Source organism: Flavobacterium rakeshii (assembly GCF_009741375.1).
GTDB lineage: Bacteria > Bacteroidota > Bacteroidia > Flavobacteriales > Flavobacteriaceae > Flavobacterium > Flavobacterium rakeshii.
The window spans coordinates 97,077-113,073 of sequence record NZ_WOWP01000001.1 but is presented as its reverse complement, the minus strand read 5'-3'; the positions used below and the strand labels follow the sequence as shown (position 1 = coordinate 113,073).

The following is a 15,997-nucleotide window of genomic DNA, read 5'->3' as shown; positions in this document are numbered from 1 at the left end:
GATATGGAAGAAACACACAAAAAAATTCTTTTAGTAGAAGACGACCCAAATTTTGGGGCGGTTTTAAAAGATTATCTGTCAATTAATGATTTTGAAGTTACACTAGCCAAAAACGGTATGGAAGGCTTCGAAAAATTTAAAAAGGACAATTTCGACCTTTGTATCCTTGATGTGATGATGCCTTATAAGGACGGATATACACTTGCCAGAGAAATTAGAGAAAAAAATAAAGAAGTGCCTATTATTTTCCTTACAGCTAAGTCTATGAAGGAAGATGTATTAAAAGGTTACAAAGTTGGGGCAGATGATTACCTTAACAAACCTTTTGACAGTGAGGTGCTTTTAATGAAAATTAAGGCTATCATTCAAAGAAAGGCATCTGAAACTAAAACAGATAATGCTAAGTTTGAGTTCCAGATAGGAAGGTTCCACCTTAACTCAAAACTACGTTTCCTAACGTTTGATAATGAAGAACCAATAAAACTTTCACCAAAAGAAAACGAGCTGCTTAAAATGCTTGCGCTTCATGAAAATGACCTGATGCCAAGAGAGCTTGCACTTACAAAAATTTGGAGAGACGATAACTACTTTACGTCTAGAAGTATGGACGTATATATCGCTAAACTTAGAAAATACCTTAAACCGGATGAGGATGTTGAAATTCTTAACATTCACGGAGAAGGTTTCCGTTTAGTGGTTAAAAACAAAGTAGAAGAAAAATAAAAGCTAAGTAATCCACTTTTGCAGACTGCCTGAAAAATTTATGAATTCGATCTCATACTTGTTTTTCAGGCAGTCTTTTTTTATGCTTTATTTCCAGTTAAGCTCCAGGGCAAAACTAGGTTTATCGTCTTTTTGTACGGTAAAATAAGTTTGATTATCGTGCTGTCCTTTTCTAATTGATATTTTATCTCCCAGCTTAAGTTCCCTCAGGTAGTTCATGTCAAAACTTTTAAGCTGTTGTTTTAGTAAAGGCTTAAAATCTACCGTGTCAAGACACCATTCCAAATATTTTACATTATTGGCATGGAAAACAATATCAAGGTCAGACAATAATACTGTTCTCTCAGTAGCCACTTCACTTTCTCTTGTAATTTCCACCTTTTTAAACGGCTCCTGTGTAGGCATCCTGTCGGGATACTTTTCAAAATGCTCATGGGGTAAAACCAAAGCTTCGGCCTTACGTAGTTTGGTATTTATAACCGCCCAGTAGGTTAGGGCTCCCGCTACTTTTTTATCCCCTATATACATTTCCAGTGCCCTTACAGATCGTGATCCCTGCAGGTCCAAAATCCATGTTTTTATAGTAACCGTATCACGCCATTTAGGTAGTTCATCCACTTCAACCCTCATACGGCTAAGTACCCATGCCTGGTCGTGTACCTGCATATCGGTAAAGCTCATACCACCCAGTTCGGCATGTGCACCGGCAGTAAGCTGCATAAGGTTGCACAGTTCGGTATGTTTTAAGTGTCCGCTGGGCAGGCACTGTAAAAAATTAATTTCCCAGTTTTGTGTAAAAACCGATGTGAATTGTGGTGATATTGGCATTATAGTGAGTTTTCTATGTAATTAATAATTTCTTGCGGATTAGTATTGAAATCAAACCAATGTACGCTTTCGGTACGCTTAAACCATGTCATTTGCCTTTTGGCAAAGCGTCGTGTATTCTTTTTTATTTCCTCTATGGCAAATTCTTTGGTAAAATCGCCGTCAAAGTAACTAAATAATTCGCGGTATCCCACAGTTTGTAAAGCATTTAACTTTTTGTGGGGATAGAGTGCTTTTGCCTCTTCAATAAGTCCGTTGTTTACCATGATGTCCACACGGCGGTTAATGCGGTCGTACATCACTTCTCTCTCGGCATCCAGTCCAATAACAATAGGAGTAAAGCGTCTTGAATTCTTTTTGATATTTAAGAAAGAGGAGTAGGGTTTCCCCGAACTGATACACACCTCAAGGGCGCGCATCATGCGTTGCGGATTCTCTTTGGCTACATTGGCATAATGTACAGGGTCTCTTTTTTCCAGTTCCTGCTGTAGCCATGTAATTCCGTTTTCCTCATAGCTGTTTATTATTTCCTGTCTCACAGCAGTGTCTACATCCGGGAAATCGTCAAAACCTTTTAAAACAGCATCTATGTACAGTCCTGAACCTCCTACCAATACAGCAAAATCATTTTGCGTGTACAGTTCGTCGAGTTTATTTATGGCATCGCGCTCAAAGTCGCCTACATTATATTCGTCGAAAACACTAATGTTCTGTATAAAATGGTGTGGTGCTGCGGCGAGTTCCTCTTCACTTGGAACAGCAGTACCAATATTCATTTCCTTAAAAAACTGTCTGCTGTCTGCCGAAAGTATCTCGCATTTAAAATACCTGGCAAGCTCAATAGCCATAGCTGTTTTGCCTATGGCTGTAGGACCTATAACGGTAATAAGATATTTTTTATCTGTACTATTCATGTATTAATTATGTAAATGATGCCCGCAGTTATAGCAATAGTTGGCATTATCCTTATGATGGTCTGCATTACAGTTAGGGCATACCTGTGTATTACTGTTTTCGCTACGTTCCTGTATAAACTGTGCGGTAACCAGCCCTGTAGGTACGGCTATAATACCATAACCCATAATCATGATTATAACCGATACAAACTGCCCCAAAGGAGTAACGGGTGTAATATCGCCAAAACCAACGGTAGTAAGGGTTACTATAGTCCAGTAAATACTAACTGGTATATTGGTAAAGCCACTCTCGGGGCCTTCAATTATAAACATAAGTGTACCTAAAATGATACAGAGTATAACGACCGTAAACAAAAATACGGCAATTTTTACACGGCTCTTTTGGAGTGCTGTTAATAATTGGTTTGATGCCCCTACAAACTGACTCAGTTTTAAAATCCTGAAAACCCTTAACAGTCTCAGTGCCCTTATAGATATTAGGAAGCCTAACCCAGGGAATAAAACATCAATGTATTTAGGCAGGGTAGAGAGTAAGTCGATTATACCATAAAAGCTAAAAATGTAGTTTAAAGGCTTTTTGAGTGCAACAATACGTGCAATATATTCAAGCGTAAAAAGTATGGTTATAATCCACTCGGTAACGGCAAGTTCCTTACCATGAAGCAGTCTTATAGATGTTACGCTTTCCAGCATTACAGCCACTATACTTATAATGATAACAAACAGCAGGGCAAGGTCAAAAAAACGACCCGCCGGAGTGTCGGCCTCGTAAATTATAACGTGTAGTTTTTTCCTGAAATCGTCGCTGATAATGCCTTTTTTCAATGCAGTAGGGTTTGATTCCTATCAAAATTACTAAAACTCTTATAGACGCACTATTTTTAAAGCCTTCTTTTTCCTTATGTAGCTTTTAATAATGTTTTTGGCATCCCTGTTATTATCCATAGGGATAAGGATGTTTTTTAAAATATCGGGTTTAGTAATCTGGTAGTTAAGGTTGTAAAAGGCATAGCCTTTGTATTCGCCTTTTTCAATAAGTACGGCACTGCGTTCCTCTACGGTACGCCCACGGTCTATAATAATCATGCTTTGATTATAAAAGCTGTTATTATCTACAAATTCCTGTACGCGTTTGTTGTACTCTTCGACAGATTCATTACCTACACAGGCACCGTTACAGGTATTGAGTTCAAGACCAAAGCAACTCGGTTTCGACGGACTCTCAAGTCCGTTTATTTTTTTACACAGGTTATACTGCTCCACAATTCTGTGCAGGGCATTTTTACCATCGGTAGCACTTGAAAACGAAATGATTTCCTTTTTACGTCCGTCGGTTTTTTGCAGGCTAAGGCACAGGTAACCCTCACTGTTTTTTTCAACGTACACAGACCACGGGAAAACTGTTTTCTTCTGGGCACGATTGTACACGGGTTTATTCACCTTAATTTCCTGGCACTCTTTAAGCAGGGCAATAAGTTCGCTTCCGGTTTCTTCATACTTAACAGCATAGGTATCTCGCTGAATACGTTTTGATTTGCCCGATGTTGCTGTAAAATGCTGGTGCAGCCTTTTCTTTATGTTTCGGCTCTTGCCGATGTATATCAGGTCGCCGTTTTCTTTATATATGTAATAAAGTCCTGTAACCGCAGGGATGCCTTCCAGTATATCAAACAACTTAGGCGGAATTCCTTTTTTCTGATCGGTTTTAATAAGGCTTTTTACAATTTCCTTAGTAGTGTCTTTAGACAGTAATAATTTGAACAAATGCACGGTTGCCATAGCATCTCCGGTTGCACGGTGCCTGTCGCTCATAGGGATTCCCAGTGCACGAACCAGCTTGCCCAGGCTGTGTGATTTTTGTTCGGGTAACAGTTTTTGTGAAAGCTCTACAGTACATAGTGACTGGCGCTCGTAGTTATATCCCAGTCGGTTAAACTCAGTGCGCAGTACCCTGTAATCAAACTGGGAGTTGTGTGCCACTATAATACAGCCTTCGGTAATTTCAATAATACGCTTGGCAACCTCATAAAACTTAGGCGCGCTGCGAAGCATGGCATTATTAATACCGGTAAGTTTTACCACAAAAGGCTGAATGGGTTTCTCGGGGTTTACAAGACTGATAAACTGGTCTACTACCTCATGCCCGTCGTATTTATATATGGCAATCTCGGTTATTCCTTCCTCATTATACTGACCTCCGGTCGTCTCTATGTCAAGTATTGCGTACAAAAAGTGTGTTTATCTATTTAAAGTTTTAAAGATGCAAATTTCGGATAAAATTCCCAAAATTTAATGTCTTGAGCCAAAAATACTACTACCCACGCGAATCATGGTACTTCCGCCGGAAATAGCCAGCTTATAGTCACCACTCATGCCCATGGAAAGTGTTTCGGGTTTGAAGTTAGATCTTTCAGGATGTTCCTGTAGCCTGTCGAATATACCTTTAAGGTAGCCAAACTCCTTTTCAATTTGGTGTTCGCTATCGGTAAAAGTAGCCATACCCATAAGCCCGGTAACTTTTATGTTTTCCATTTGCTGAAACTCGCCAGACTCCAGTATCTCGTTAAGCTCGGCTTCATACAGCCCGAATTTGGTATCCTCTTCGGCTATGTGCATTTGCAACAGGCAGTTTATAACTCGGTCGTTTTTTTTAGCCTGTTTGTTTATTTCTTTAAGCAGTTTAAGGCTGTCCACACCATGCACAAGGTTAACAAACGGAGCCATGTATTTTACCTTATTGGTTTGTACGTGGCCTATCATGTGCCATTCAATGTCCTTAGGCATTTGCTCATGCTTATCGGTCATTTCCTGTATTTTGTTTTCGCCAAAAATACGCTGTCCGGAATTATAAGCCTCCATAAGGTCGCTAACAGGCTTGGTTTTGCTTACTGCCACAAGGGTTACATGTGATGGCAGTGCCTCTTTTATGGAAAGTAAATTTTCTTTTATCGACATTTTTTCAATTGTGGTATTTAGGGCTGACTTTAGGCATCGTCCCGAATAACAAATTTAATACTATTTGCTAAGAAAAAGTACTGTTTGTGTTATATGAAGATATGAAATTTAAATTTCATACACTACAAGTCCGCTCCTGAATTTTGGTTCAATATACGTACTCTTAGGTGGCATAATAAGGTTGTTGTCTGCCAGCTCCTTAATCTCGTTTATAGAGGCAGGGTAGAGCATAAAGCCCACTTCAAAATCACCACCGTCTACCATTTCCTTAATGGCGGTAACAGGTTTACTGCCCGGTATGTAGGCAATGCGCTCATCGTTACGCAAATCACCAATTCCCAGTAAAGGGTTAAGTACTTTGGTGTAAAGAATTTGAGCATCCAGCGACTCCATAACCGAATTAAAGTTAGTGTTTTTTAATGTAAGCGCATAAAAATCACCGTCCAGATACATACCAAACTGATATTTTTGTTTTGGTTTCCATAACTCCTGGTCTTTGTTCACTATCGTGAAATCTTTTTCAAGAGCTTTAAGGAAAGCATGTTTTGTAAGTCCGTTAAGGTCGTTAACTATACGGTTGTATTCGTATATTTTTAAATTAGTTTCGCATATCAGGAAGCTCATAAAATGGTTCAGGTTTGCGTTACCCGAATCTTTGTCCTGATCGTACAGCATTTCTGCCGAAGCCGAACGGTGATGCCCGTCGGCAATGTACAGGTTACCCATTTTTTCAAACTGTTCCTGTACCCACTGTATTTCCTCATCTTCCTTAATACGCCAAATGGTATGCTTGTCTTTATTAAGGGAAGAGAACAGGTATAACGGCCTTTTCTGTTTACGTTTGTCTATCCATTGCTGGAGTTCGTTGTTTTGTGGATAGGTAATAAGCACCGGTTCGGTATTAAAGCCCGTTTGGTGTAGGTAATCCTTAAACAGTTCCACGCGGTAGGCAAGGGTGTCCTCGTGTTTTTTTATCACATTGTTCTTGTAATCTTCTATAGATGTACCTGCAATAATACCTGTAAAGGTGTTGTTTTTGCTGTGTATTTCATATAGGAAGAATATAGGATTAAGTTCCTTTTTAAAAACATCTTCTTCCTTAAATTCCTGATACTTTAACTGCACCCCCTTAAACCTTGTAGCGGTAGATATTTTGTGCAGGTTTACATAAGCAGGATTAAGTATATGTAAAAATGAAAAAGGGTTATAATCAAGCTGTGATGCCAGTTCGGCAGGAGTATACTCTTCGTATGAGCGCGATGTAACCAAACTCACCTTGTCGCGCGTAGGGCGCACAGCTTTAAATGGAACTATTTTTGCCAATTGTGTAAAGTTTAATTTTTACCAAAACGCTTTTTCAGTTCGCGTTCGGTTTTAATAAAAAATAATAATACTGAAAGCAGTAGGAGTGGGATGCTTAATAAGACATCAGTTTTGTGACTGATAGAAAGTAAAGATATGATAACTCCCAGCGGAACCAAAACAACTCCGCTTATAATAAGTAACACCGAAGAGTATTTTTGTGAAAAATCCCATCGCTCCTGTGATGCCATTGATCTTGGGGTACGGTAACCATAAAAATGGTTAATTTTTTTGGGAGGAAAAATATACATTATTGCTCCCACTAAAATGAATACAAGCCCCGACATGCCCAATACCAAAAGCGACTGGCTATCCCAATTAATTTCCATGACTTAAAGAGTTAAAAAAGACGGGCTGAAAAACCCGTCTTTTAATATATTACTTTGCAAACATTTTTGCCACTTTCTCGGCTTTTCTGCTTTCGGAATAATCGTAGAAACCTTCACCCGATTTAACGCCCAGTTTACCGGCGCGTACCATGTTAACCAATAATGGACATGGTGCATATTTAGGGTTTTTAAATCCGTCGTACATTACGTTAAGGATAGAAAGGCATACATCAAGACCAATAAAATCGGCTAGTTGTAACGGCCCCATTGGGTGAGCCATACCCAGTTTCATTACCGTGTCAATTTCATATACACCCGCAACACCGTTGTAAAGTGTTTCGATAGCTTCGTTAATCATTGGCATAAGTATACGGTTTGCCACAAAGCCAGGGTAATCGTTAACTTCTACAGGTACTTTACTTAGTTTAACCGAAAGGTCCATAATGGTTTTGGTAACTTCATCAGAAGTATTGTAACCACGAATAATTTCTACCAGTTTCATAATTGGCACCGGGTTCATAAAGTGCATACCAATTACTTTGTCCTGTCTTGTTGTAACAGCTGCAATTTGAGTAATAGAGATAGACGACGTATTTGTTGCCAAAATTGTGTTTTCCTCACAGTACTCGTTAAGCTGTTTGAATATGTTTAGTTTAAGGTCTACGTTTTCGGTAGCGGCTTCAACCACAAGGTCAACCCCTACAACACCGTCTTTAATATCGGTATAGGTAATAATGTTACCTATTGTTTTAGCTTTATCCTCTTCGGTAATAGTGCCTTTTGCAATCATCCTGTCCAGGTTACCGGCTATGGTAGCCATACCTTTATCCAGTGATTTTTCTGATATATCAATAAGTTTTACTGTAAATCCGCTTTGTGCAAAGGTGTGGGCAATACCGTTACCCATTGTTCCTGCACCTATTACTGCTATGTTTTTCATTATAAAGTCTGTTTGTTTAAAGTTTGCCGAATTTATGAAAATTTGACGGTAAAATTAGCAACAATAATGGCAAATTTGCAACAGAAAACGTTTTTGTAATGAATTTCTTTTCAAATTCGTAATAATAAATGGTTATACAGGCTAATATGATAGTTTTATAAGGTTAATACTCCAGTGAATCTATTATTTGCTGCTCCTTATCGGTTAGTGGTAATACATTGCCTGTTTCCCAGTATTTTTCGCTGTAGTTTTGCCCCATTTCATAAATAGATCTTTTATCCATTTTGATTCCGCTTTCAAAAACCGATTCATCTTTACCGGTTTTAGTTACCACAAGGTCGTTTTTAAATACATAGGTGTTATCATATCCGTTTTTCTTCCATATCCTAGCCGCAACGTGAAGTGAAGCATAATACAGTCGGTACTCGTTATCCTGTGTTGTAAATATGCTTTTGTAATAAAAATCAACCATTTGTATACGGGCTATTAGCATGTTGTAGGAGTGTGCTTCCTTGTCTGAAAGGAACCTCCTTGCTTCCATGCTTAGTATAAGGTTGGTTTCGGGGTTGTATACTATTGTCCCTTCCACATAGTCGTCGCCATCGTCTTCTTTCGGAGTGAACGATATGGTGTTTAAGGTTTGCCCTTCGCTATCCTGTTGTGTTTTGATACTGAAACTGTATTTTTTATAGGTATTGCCCTTAAGTAGTTCGGTAGTGATAAGGTCAAACTCACATCGGTTAGCTGCCGATTTCCTTACGTCTTCAGGGCGAAGGTACATCATCCCTTCCTTATAGTCTTTTAAATGTAATGCTCTGCTTTGTTTTATAAAAACATCGGTTTTTATCTTGTTTTTGTTCCCTTTTTTACGAAGCCTGTAGTCTACAATACCATCGGCAAACTGAACGTACTCATTATTAAAATTTACAAACTCCCTGTAGTAGGTATTGAGCACCAGTGGTGAAGTTAACCTGGCTTTAGATTCTTTTATTAACTGTTCCAGCAGTTCGTTAATAGGGGTATTGGTTATAACTACTTCCTCTAAATCAAAACTCTTTGGTTCAAGAAAATACACACCGTCTTTAGGGAGGTCGTTAAGGGGGATTTCATAATCAAAATACCCTAAATAGCTCAGTTTTATTTTTTTGGTTTGCGGCCCGTAATAGAGCCTAAAGTTACCTTCGCTATTGGATATTGTACCATACCTTCCGTCATCGGTAGTAATGTTTACAAGGGAGAGAGTGAGCCCGGTAGAGACATCTTTAATAATTCCTTTAACGGGAGTTTGGGCTAACGCTGCAGTAACGCCTGCTGCCATTAAAAAAAGAGTAAGGAGTTTTTTCATGGCATATAAACGGATTTGTTAATCTGTTTATTTTACATCCTTTAGCGAACTGATAATCTCTTCTTCTTCGGTAGTTAAAAGTATGGAGTTGTTTTTCTTCCAAAACTCCTCGGTATAATTTGTTCCCGCCTGATATAGATCTTTATCTCTGTATTTTTCTTTTTTGTTGAAAGAACTCAGGTCACTCGTGAAGTTGGTTACGATAAGGTCGCTTTTAAATATGATATTATCGTCAAACCTTTTTTTGTTTTTGATGTAAATATCACCATATACACAGGAGTAAGATAGCATGTAATTATCATTAGTAAGCTTAAACAGGCATTTATAGCCTACGTTTTCCAGTCTTGCTTTGATAATCAGAAAATTTCTCAGCTTAGAATACTGTCTGTGTGACGGAGCCATGTAAAGCTCCATGGCAAGTATAAGGTTCTTGGCAGGGTCATAAGTAACACTACCGGCATATAACGGTTCTTCTATCTCTGGTAATGGCTCGTAGTAAATGGTTTGAACATCATTACCGTTTGCATCTTTTTGTGACTTAACAATAAAAGAATATTTTTTAAATTCCTTTTTGCCAAAAACATGGTCCAGTACCCCAAAATTGCAGTCTCTTGAAACTGCTTTACGCAGGTCTAGTGGAGAGGTCATTTCGGCAGCAAGCATACTTTCCTCATCGGTATTAAGTTTAAAGGCACGGCTTTGTTTTACTACTACATTACTTTTAATCTCTTTACGGCTTTTGTCTACGTTGTAATCTATGAGTCCGTCTGAAAATTTACTGTAAGTATCGTTTATTTTTACAAACTCCCTGTAATAGGTACTTAACAGGAACGGAGCATTTAAATGGTTGTATGAGTTTTTAACCAACTGTTCTACAAACTCGTTAAGTGGTGTACTGATAACTACTATTTCCTCAAGTTCAAAATCTGTTGGTTCAAGATAAAAAATGTTATCCTGTGGCAGGTTTGTAAGATTCACCTCCAGTGGAGCATATCCCAAATAGGTAAGTACTATGGTTTGAGTACCATCGGGGTAACTTAACTGAAAGTTCCCTTCGGTGTTTGATATAGTGTTGTTTTGCTGATCCTTTGTACTAACCGTAACCAGTTCCATGTTTTCCTGTGTGGAGAGGTCTTTCACGGTGCCTTTTAAAAGGTTTTGTGCAATACCACTTGTAGTAACAACTAATAACAGAAGTAAAAACAGTTTTTTCATGGTTGGTAAGGGTTTGGTTAGAATTTTACTGCATCTTTTATCTCGGATAATAAACCGGGTTTTTTATGTCCCAAATGTAATAAGTGTTTTTGTGTGAAGTTAGCTATTTCTCTGTAATTTTTATGATACTGTTGAGATATTCGAGCAACAATTTTTCCGTTTTGTACAAGTAGTAGGTATTTGTATTCGTCTATTGTGTAAACAAACCCTTTTTTTCTCCTTACCTTTCTTGTATAATTATAAAAACCTTCAATATCCTTTAATCTATATTTTTTTTCTTTGAGCAGCCCCCAACCTTTCTTTACAAGTATTTCATGGTTGTTTATTTTTATTGAATTGATTTTAAGAATCCCTTCGAGGAAAAATATATTGAATCCCATTGTTAAGGAGAACAGAAACATAGGGAGTAATACTATAAGCTCATAAAATTGATTAAAGGAGTAGGTTGGGACTAATAGTAAAAGAATGAAAAATGAAATATAAAAAACATTTGCTATCAGAACAAAATATACCGAAATATAAAACTTAGATTTTACCGACATATATTAAAAACTTAGTGCATCTTTTATCTCTGAAAAAATGTTAGGCTTTTTATACCCAAGATAGGTTAAATGCTCTTTAGTAAACTCGGCCATTTCATTATAGTTACTGTGGTAGAGGTTAGAAATTCTTGCTACAATTCTCCCTTTATACATTAAATGGATAAAATCATATTCAATGATTTCACTTCTAAAACCATTCTTTTTTCTTGTTTTTCTGGTAAAGGTATGAAAGCCTTCCAGGTCTTTGAGTCGGTATTTTTTTTCTGCTCCTAATCCGAAAAATTTTCTAACAAGAACTTCCCTTGAATTAAGTTCTACTTTAATTATCCTTAAACGTACTTCATACAGTAAAGCAGAAAGTAATATCCATGCCGATGATATTATAAAAAATATTAGAGCCTCAATAGGGATGTTTTCCTTTCCTACAGTAACATTTATACTAATTATTAAACCTATTGGTAATAATACCAGAAACGGAAAATAAATGTAAGATGTGAACTTCGACCTGATTACCATAACTATTTATTTTCAAAACAGTCTATAATGCGGTAAGCTATCCTTAAGGCTTCGGTACCGTCTTCCAACGTTACTATTGGTGTAGTATTGTTGTTTATGGCATCGGCAAAAGTTTCCAGTTCATCCAGTATGGCATTGTTTGCCACAATTTCAGGATTCTCAAAGTAAATTTGCTTTTTAAGACCTTCGGCATTTTGCAGTATCATATCAAAATCGCCCGGTTCTTCGGGAGCATCTTTCATTTTTACCACTTCACACATCTTATCTAAAAAGTCAACCGATATATAAGCATCCTTTTGGAAGAAACGCGACTTACGCATGTTTTTAAGCGATATACGGCTTGCTGTAAGGTTTGCCACACATCCGTTTTCAAACTCAATACGGGCATTGGCAATATCGGGCGTATCACTAATAACCGAAACACCGCTGGCCTTTACATCCTTAACCTTACTTTTTACCACGCTAAGTATAACATCTATGTCGTGTATCATTAAATCCAGCACTACAGGCACATCTGTACCGCGAGGGTTAAACTCGGCAAGGCGATGGGTTTCAATAAACATAGGGTTAGCAATTTTCTCGCGGGTAGCCATAAAGGCAGGGTTAAAACGCTCTACGTGTCCTACCTGTCCTTTTACGTTATATTGTTTGGCAAGGGTTATAATCTCCTCGGCTTCTTCAACCGTGTTAGATATAGGTTTTTCAACAAAAACATGTTTGCCGGCAGTAATGGCCTCTTTGGCACAATCGTGATGTGAAAGGGTAGGGGTTACAATATCTACCACATCCACAGCATTTATAAGTTCTTCTATAGAGTCAAATTTACGGTAGCCGTGTTCTTTTGCCACTTTATCGGCATTGGCGCTGTTAGGGTCATAAAACCCTACCAGTTCATATTTTTGGGATTGGTTGAGTAAACGCAGGTGGATTTTCCCTAAATGGCCTGCGCCCAATACTCCTACTTTAAGCATAAAGAAAAATTTTTAACAAAAATAAAACTATTTCGCTGTAAAACGCAAGAACACAGTACTAAAAATAATGTATGTTTTTTACGAATATTGCATTGTTAATATGATAGTGAATTTACTATTGCACCCTATGTGAAATGTTTTCTATTTTTACAAAATAAACATTTTGCAGCATTGAGAGATACAGGAAAACATCAGGGACTTCGTAATCAGTTGGTAAGCGTTTTGGAACAAAAAGGCATTACAGATAAAAATGTACTTGCGGCCATTAAAAAGATACCGCGACACCTTTTTTTAGATTCCAGCTTTGAAGATTATGCCTATCAGGATAAGGCTTTCCCTATTGGGGCAGGTCAAACTATATCTCAACCTTATACCGTAGCATTCCAATCACAATTACTGGAAGTAGAGCCCGAACATAAAATACTTGAAATAGGCACGGGGTCTGGCTATCAAACCGCTGTATTATGTACTATGGGGGCAAAAGTATACAGTGTGGAAAGACAAAGGGAACTTTTTAAAACCACATCGCTGTTGTTGCCTAAACTGGGTATACGACCTAAACACCTTTCGTTTGGCGACGGCTACAAAGGGCTGCCTAATTTTGCTCCGTTTGACAGTGTTATTGTTACTGCCGGTGCTCCGTTTATACCTAAGCCTTTAATGGCGCAGTTAAAAATAGGAGGCAGGCTTATTATTCCTGTTGATAACGAGCAGGGTGTACAGATAATGACAATGCTGATAAGAAAAAACGAAACCCAGTTTGAAAAACATGAATTTGGCGAATTTAGGTTTGTACCATTGTTGGAAAATAAAAACTAACGTATAAAAAAAGGGTTGACTTAATGTCAACCCTTTTTTTATTTGTATACTTTTTTGATTCTGTCCAGATCGCGCTTTACATCACGATCTTTAATGGTATCACGCTTGTCATAATTCTTTTTACCGCGTGCCAGCCCAATTTCCAGTTTGGCAAGTCCTTTTTCGTTTGTAAACAGCCTAAGCGGAACAATAGTCAAACCTTTGTTCTGTACACTTTTTAAAAGACCTTTAAGTTCCCTTTTGTTAAGCAGTAGTTTACGTTCACTTTTTGGAGCATGGCTAAAGCTTCTGCTATAAGTGTATTCTTCTATATTGGTGTTTATGGCAAACAGCTCATGACCGTGAAATTCACAGAAACTTTCGGCAATAGAAGCCTTGCCCAAACGAATGGATTTAATTTCAGATCCTGCCAAAACGATACCGGCTGTATAACGCTCCAGTATCTCATAATCAAAGCGGGCTCTTTTGTTTAATATGTTAACCGTTTTTTGCATAAGGATTGCAAAGGTAAGTACAATAGTTTAATGCGGCAAGGGGTTAGCCCGGCCTGTAATAATTATATTTTATGGGTAATATGTTGGTAATTATGCTTCAATGTGGTAATAAAAATACTAACTATATTTACACTATGGAAACAAAACGCTCAAACGACCCTTTACACGGCATAACCTTAAAAAAGATAGTAGAAGACCTTGTGGCTTTTTATGGCTTTGATACCCTTGGCGAACTGATAAAAATAAAATGTTTTAACGAGAATCCAAGTGTAAAGTCGAGCCTTACTTTTTTAAGAAAAACCGACTGGGCACGTAAAAAGGTGGAAAACCTGTATATACGTACTCTGCCAAAAATGCAGCAGGACTAAGCCTCTGCAATACCTTTCCATTTTTTTATAAGTTTTGTAAACGGATACATGTATAGTAATATAAACGCCATGTTTATATAAAAAAATTCAAGGGCGTTATCATGTATAATTTTTTCTAATCCGGTTCTTTCATATATACGACTTCCGTTAATATCTCTTATTTCTGTGGCATCATAGTATGTGTATAAATAGAAATATACTATTACCAAACTAAATGGCAATATCCATAAAAGGATGTTTGCTACTATACCCGATAGTTTTTTTGATGTTTTTTGCCTGTTAATATATACAAAGTATATAAGGCATACTATTAGTATTACAGCCCATATCGTAATAAAGGTGACTGATTGACTGCTATCGTAATATCCTGTTAAACTATAAGTTATTATAAACGAAAAAATAAAGGTAATAAGCCCCATTATACCCAATGAAATAACTGAAATAAACCAGTTTTTAACTGAAGATATCCTGAAAGAAAAAATAACAAGTGATGCTATAAAGGCAAAATAAATAATGCCAAGAATGTCCGTGAAATCAATAGGTGAAACGTAGGCTCCCGAAATTCTGTCGTATGCATTTTCCATACGCTTAAGCGGTACATAATATTTGGCTAATACAAAGGGTGTATTTTCACTTTTTTCTAAGCGGTTATTTTCTAAGTCGTTTCTGGTTTTATATTCCTTATTGTTGCGTGATTTTCTTTCATCATTTATTACATTAAATTCATCATTTCCTACTATCTGGTAATCATTATAATCATTTGGTTTATAAACAAAATCAAACCACTGTTTTGAGGTTATATTGGCTTGTAAGTTATGTTCGTTAACTAAAACAAAAAAATCATCTAACAGTTTTTTAATAGAGTCTTTTTCCCTGTTTAGCATCCAGGTTTTTACTTTCCATTCATTAATAGAATCATGTATATTTTCCTGAATACTGAATTTTAAATTTTGTTTGTTAACTAAAGAAGTAATAGGGTATTGGTTCCCAAAATAACATACTGTATCCCATTCTGGGTTGTATAATTCCTTTCCTTTATTCCTTTTATTTCCTCCATTATACACTTCAGGTACAGGTTCAATTTCCGGAATCACTACCACCTCTTCATCATACTCCTTATATTCATACCTGAGATTGTTATTTTCTAATGAATCGAGAAGCTCGTTATACTGTGTTCTGTCAAAACGACCCCAGTGATAAAACGACCCGTCTACAAATATTGATGCTCTGCTCAATAAGTTTGTTCTCTTTATTACTTCTTCTTTACTGTAGTAATTCCTTGCCCTTAAATCAAAGGCATATTCATATATCGCAGTATTGCTGAAGTTTAACAAACATACAGTTAATATAATAAGCCACTCTTTATACAGGGAGTTGTTTTTTTTAGGATAAAACGATTTAAAACCATTGTTCCTAAAGTAAAAAGTAAGCCATAGTATAATAACCAGTAAACTAATAATCAGGTTTAGAAATATAGTCATTGGCTCATAATGACTGTATTCATCAAGGCTATGCGGATCATTAAAATCTACAGCTCCTGTAAGGTAACCGCCGGCAAAAAATAAAATATTAATGATAAGGGTTATTATTATTACAGGGATAAACTTTGTATTCCACAGCAAAGGGTGGTGAAGCAGTAAATAGTTTTGTATTTTTTTAAACATGGCTGGTGT

Annotated in this window: 18 protein-coding genes; 3 read left to right on the top strand and 15 right to left on the bottom strand. The window is 37.1% G+C overall.

Annotation, left to right across the window (positions count from 1 at the left end; all coding sequences use genetic code 11):
* Positions 1-3: 3 nt before the first annotated feature.
* A complete protein-coding gene (locus GN157_RS00600) occupies positions 4-723 on the top strand; it encodes a response regulator transcription factor (protein ID WP_129750162.1) in 720 nt (239 codons plus the stop codon).
* Between the two features lie 87 nt (positions 724-810).
* On the opposite strand, the gene GN157_RS00595 is transcribed toward GN157_RS00600, so the two are convergent.
* From GN157_RS00595 to GN157_RS00535, 13 genes are all read right to left on the bottom strand, one after another.
* Positions 811-1,551 carry an acyl-[acyl-carrier-protein] thioesterase gene (locus GN157_RS00595; protein ID WP_157481204.1) on the bottom strand — a complete coding sequence of 247 codons (741 nt, stop codon included), beginning with the start codon at positions 1,549-1,551 and terminating at the stop codon, positions 811-813.
* On the bottom strand, positions 1,551-2,465 hold the full coding sequence (gene miaA / locus GN157_RS00590; protein ID WP_157481202.1) for a tRNA (adenosine(37)-N6)-dimethylallyltransferase MiaA: 915 nt from the start codon (positions 2,463-2,465) through the stop codon (positions 1,551-1,553). Before miaA ends, GN157_RS00595 begins: the two co-directional genes overlap by 1 nt.
* 3 nt (positions 2,466-2,468) lie before the next feature.
* Complete coding sequence (locus GN157_RS00585) at positions 2,469-3,293, bottom strand: ion transporter (protein ID WP_157481200.1); 825 nt, start codon at positions 3,291-3,293, stop codon at positions 2,469-2,471.
* Positions 3,294-3,332: 39 nt separating this feature from the next.
* Positions 3,333-4,697: an exonuclease domain-containing protein gene (locus GN157_RS00580; protein WP_157481198.1), complete on the bottom strand. Its 1,365-nt coding sequence runs from the start codon at positions 4,695-4,697 to the stop codon at positions 3,333-3,335.
* A gap of 60 nt (positions 4,698-4,757) precedes the next feature.
* Positions 4,758-5,423, bottom strand: a complete 666-nt coding sequence (locus tag GN157_RS00575; RefSeq protein ID WP_157481196.1) for a YggS family pyridoxal phosphate-dependent enzyme — start codon at positions 5,421-5,423, stop codon at positions 4,758-4,760.
* Positions 5,424-5,531: 108 nt separating this feature from the next.
* On the bottom strand, positions 5,532-6,746 hold the full coding sequence (locus tag GN157_RS00570) for a DUF1015 domain-containing protein (protein ID WP_157481194.1): 1,215 nt from the start codon (positions 6,744-6,746) through the stop codon (positions 5,532-5,534).
* Positions 6,747-6,757: 11 nt separating this feature from the next.
* Entirely contained in the window at positions 6,758-7,114 is a 357-nt protein-coding gene (locus tag GN157_RS00565; RefSeq protein WP_157481192.1) for an SdpI family protein, read from the bottom strand.
* A gap of 49 nt (positions 7,115-7,163) precedes the next feature.
* Positions 7,164-8,054 carry a 3-hydroxybutyryl-CoA dehydrogenase gene (locus GN157_RS00560; protein WP_157481191.1) on the bottom strand — a complete coding sequence of 297 codons (891 nt, stop codon included), beginning with the start codon at positions 8,052-8,054 and terminating at the stop codon, positions 7,164-7,166.
* Between the two features lie 163 nt (positions 8,055-8,217).
* On the bottom strand, positions 8,218-9,399 hold the full coding sequence (locus GN157_RS00555) for a carboxypeptidase-like regulatory domain-containing protein (protein ID WP_157481189.1): 1,182 nt from the start codon (positions 9,397-9,399) through the stop codon (positions 8,218-8,220).
* Between the two features lie 27 nt (positions 9,400-9,426).
* Positions 9,427-10,614: a carboxypeptidase-like regulatory domain-containing protein gene (locus tag GN157_RS00550; protein WP_157481187.1), complete on the bottom strand. Its 1,188-nt coding sequence runs from the start codon at positions 10,612-10,614 to the stop codon at positions 9,427-9,429.
* A 17-nt stretch (positions 10,615-10,631) separates the two neighbouring features.
* Positions 10,632-10,994, bottom strand: coding sequence for a hypothetical protein (locus GN157_RS00545; protein ID WP_157481185.1), 363 nt, complete (start codon positions 10,992-10,994; stop codon positions 10,632-10,634).
* Positions 10,995-11,159: 165 nt separating this feature from the next.
* Positions 11,160-11,672, bottom strand: a complete 513-nt coding sequence (locus tag GN157_RS00540; protein ID WP_157481183.1) for a hypothetical protein — start codon at positions 11,670-11,672, stop codon at positions 11,160-11,162.
* A gap of 2 nt (positions 11,673-11,674) precedes the next feature.
* Positions 11,675-12,643 carry a Gfo/Idh/MocA family protein gene (locus tag GN157_RS00535; protein ID WP_157481182.1) on the bottom strand — a complete coding sequence of 323 codons (969 nt, stop codon included), beginning with the start codon at positions 12,641-12,643 and terminating at the stop codon, positions 11,675-11,677.
* A gap of 171 nt (positions 12,644-12,814) precedes the next feature.
* Between GN157_RS00535 and GN157_RS00530 the strand changes: the two genes are divergently transcribed.
* Complete coding sequence (locus GN157_RS00530) at positions 12,815-13,462, top strand: protein-L-isoaspartate(D-aspartate) O-methyltransferase (RefSeq protein WP_035132823.1); 648 nt, start codon at positions 12,815-12,817, stop codon at positions 13,460-13,462.
* 38 nt (positions 13,463-13,500) lie between these two features.
* On the opposite strand, the gene smpB is transcribed toward GN157_RS00530, so the two are convergent.
* Positions 13,501-13,956: an SsrA-binding protein SmpB gene (gene smpB, locus GN157_RS00525; RefSeq protein WP_157481181.1), complete on the bottom strand. Its 456-nt coding sequence runs from the start codon at positions 13,954-13,956 to the stop codon at positions 13,501-13,503.
* Positions 13,957-14,090: 134 nt separating this feature from the next.
* Between smpB and GN157_RS00520 the strand changes: the two genes are divergently transcribed.
* The gene (locus GN157_RS00520) at positions 14,091-14,324 is read left to right on the top strand and encodes a VF530 family protein (RefSeq protein ID WP_157481180.1); all 234 of its coding nucleotides are present in this window, start codon (positions 14,091-14,093) and stop codon (positions 14,322-14,324) included.
* Here GN157_RS00520 and GN157_RS00515 read toward each other — a convergent pair.
* The gene (locus tag GN157_RS00515) at positions 14,321-15,988 is read right to left on the bottom strand and encodes a hypothetical protein (RefSeq protein ID WP_157481179.1); all 1,668 of its coding nucleotides are present in this window, start codon (positions 15,986-15,988) and stop codon (positions 14,321-14,323) included. The two genes, GN157_RS00520 and GN157_RS00515, sit on opposite strands and share 4 nt — an antisense overlap.
* Positions 15,989-15,997 lie beyond the last annotated feature (9 nt).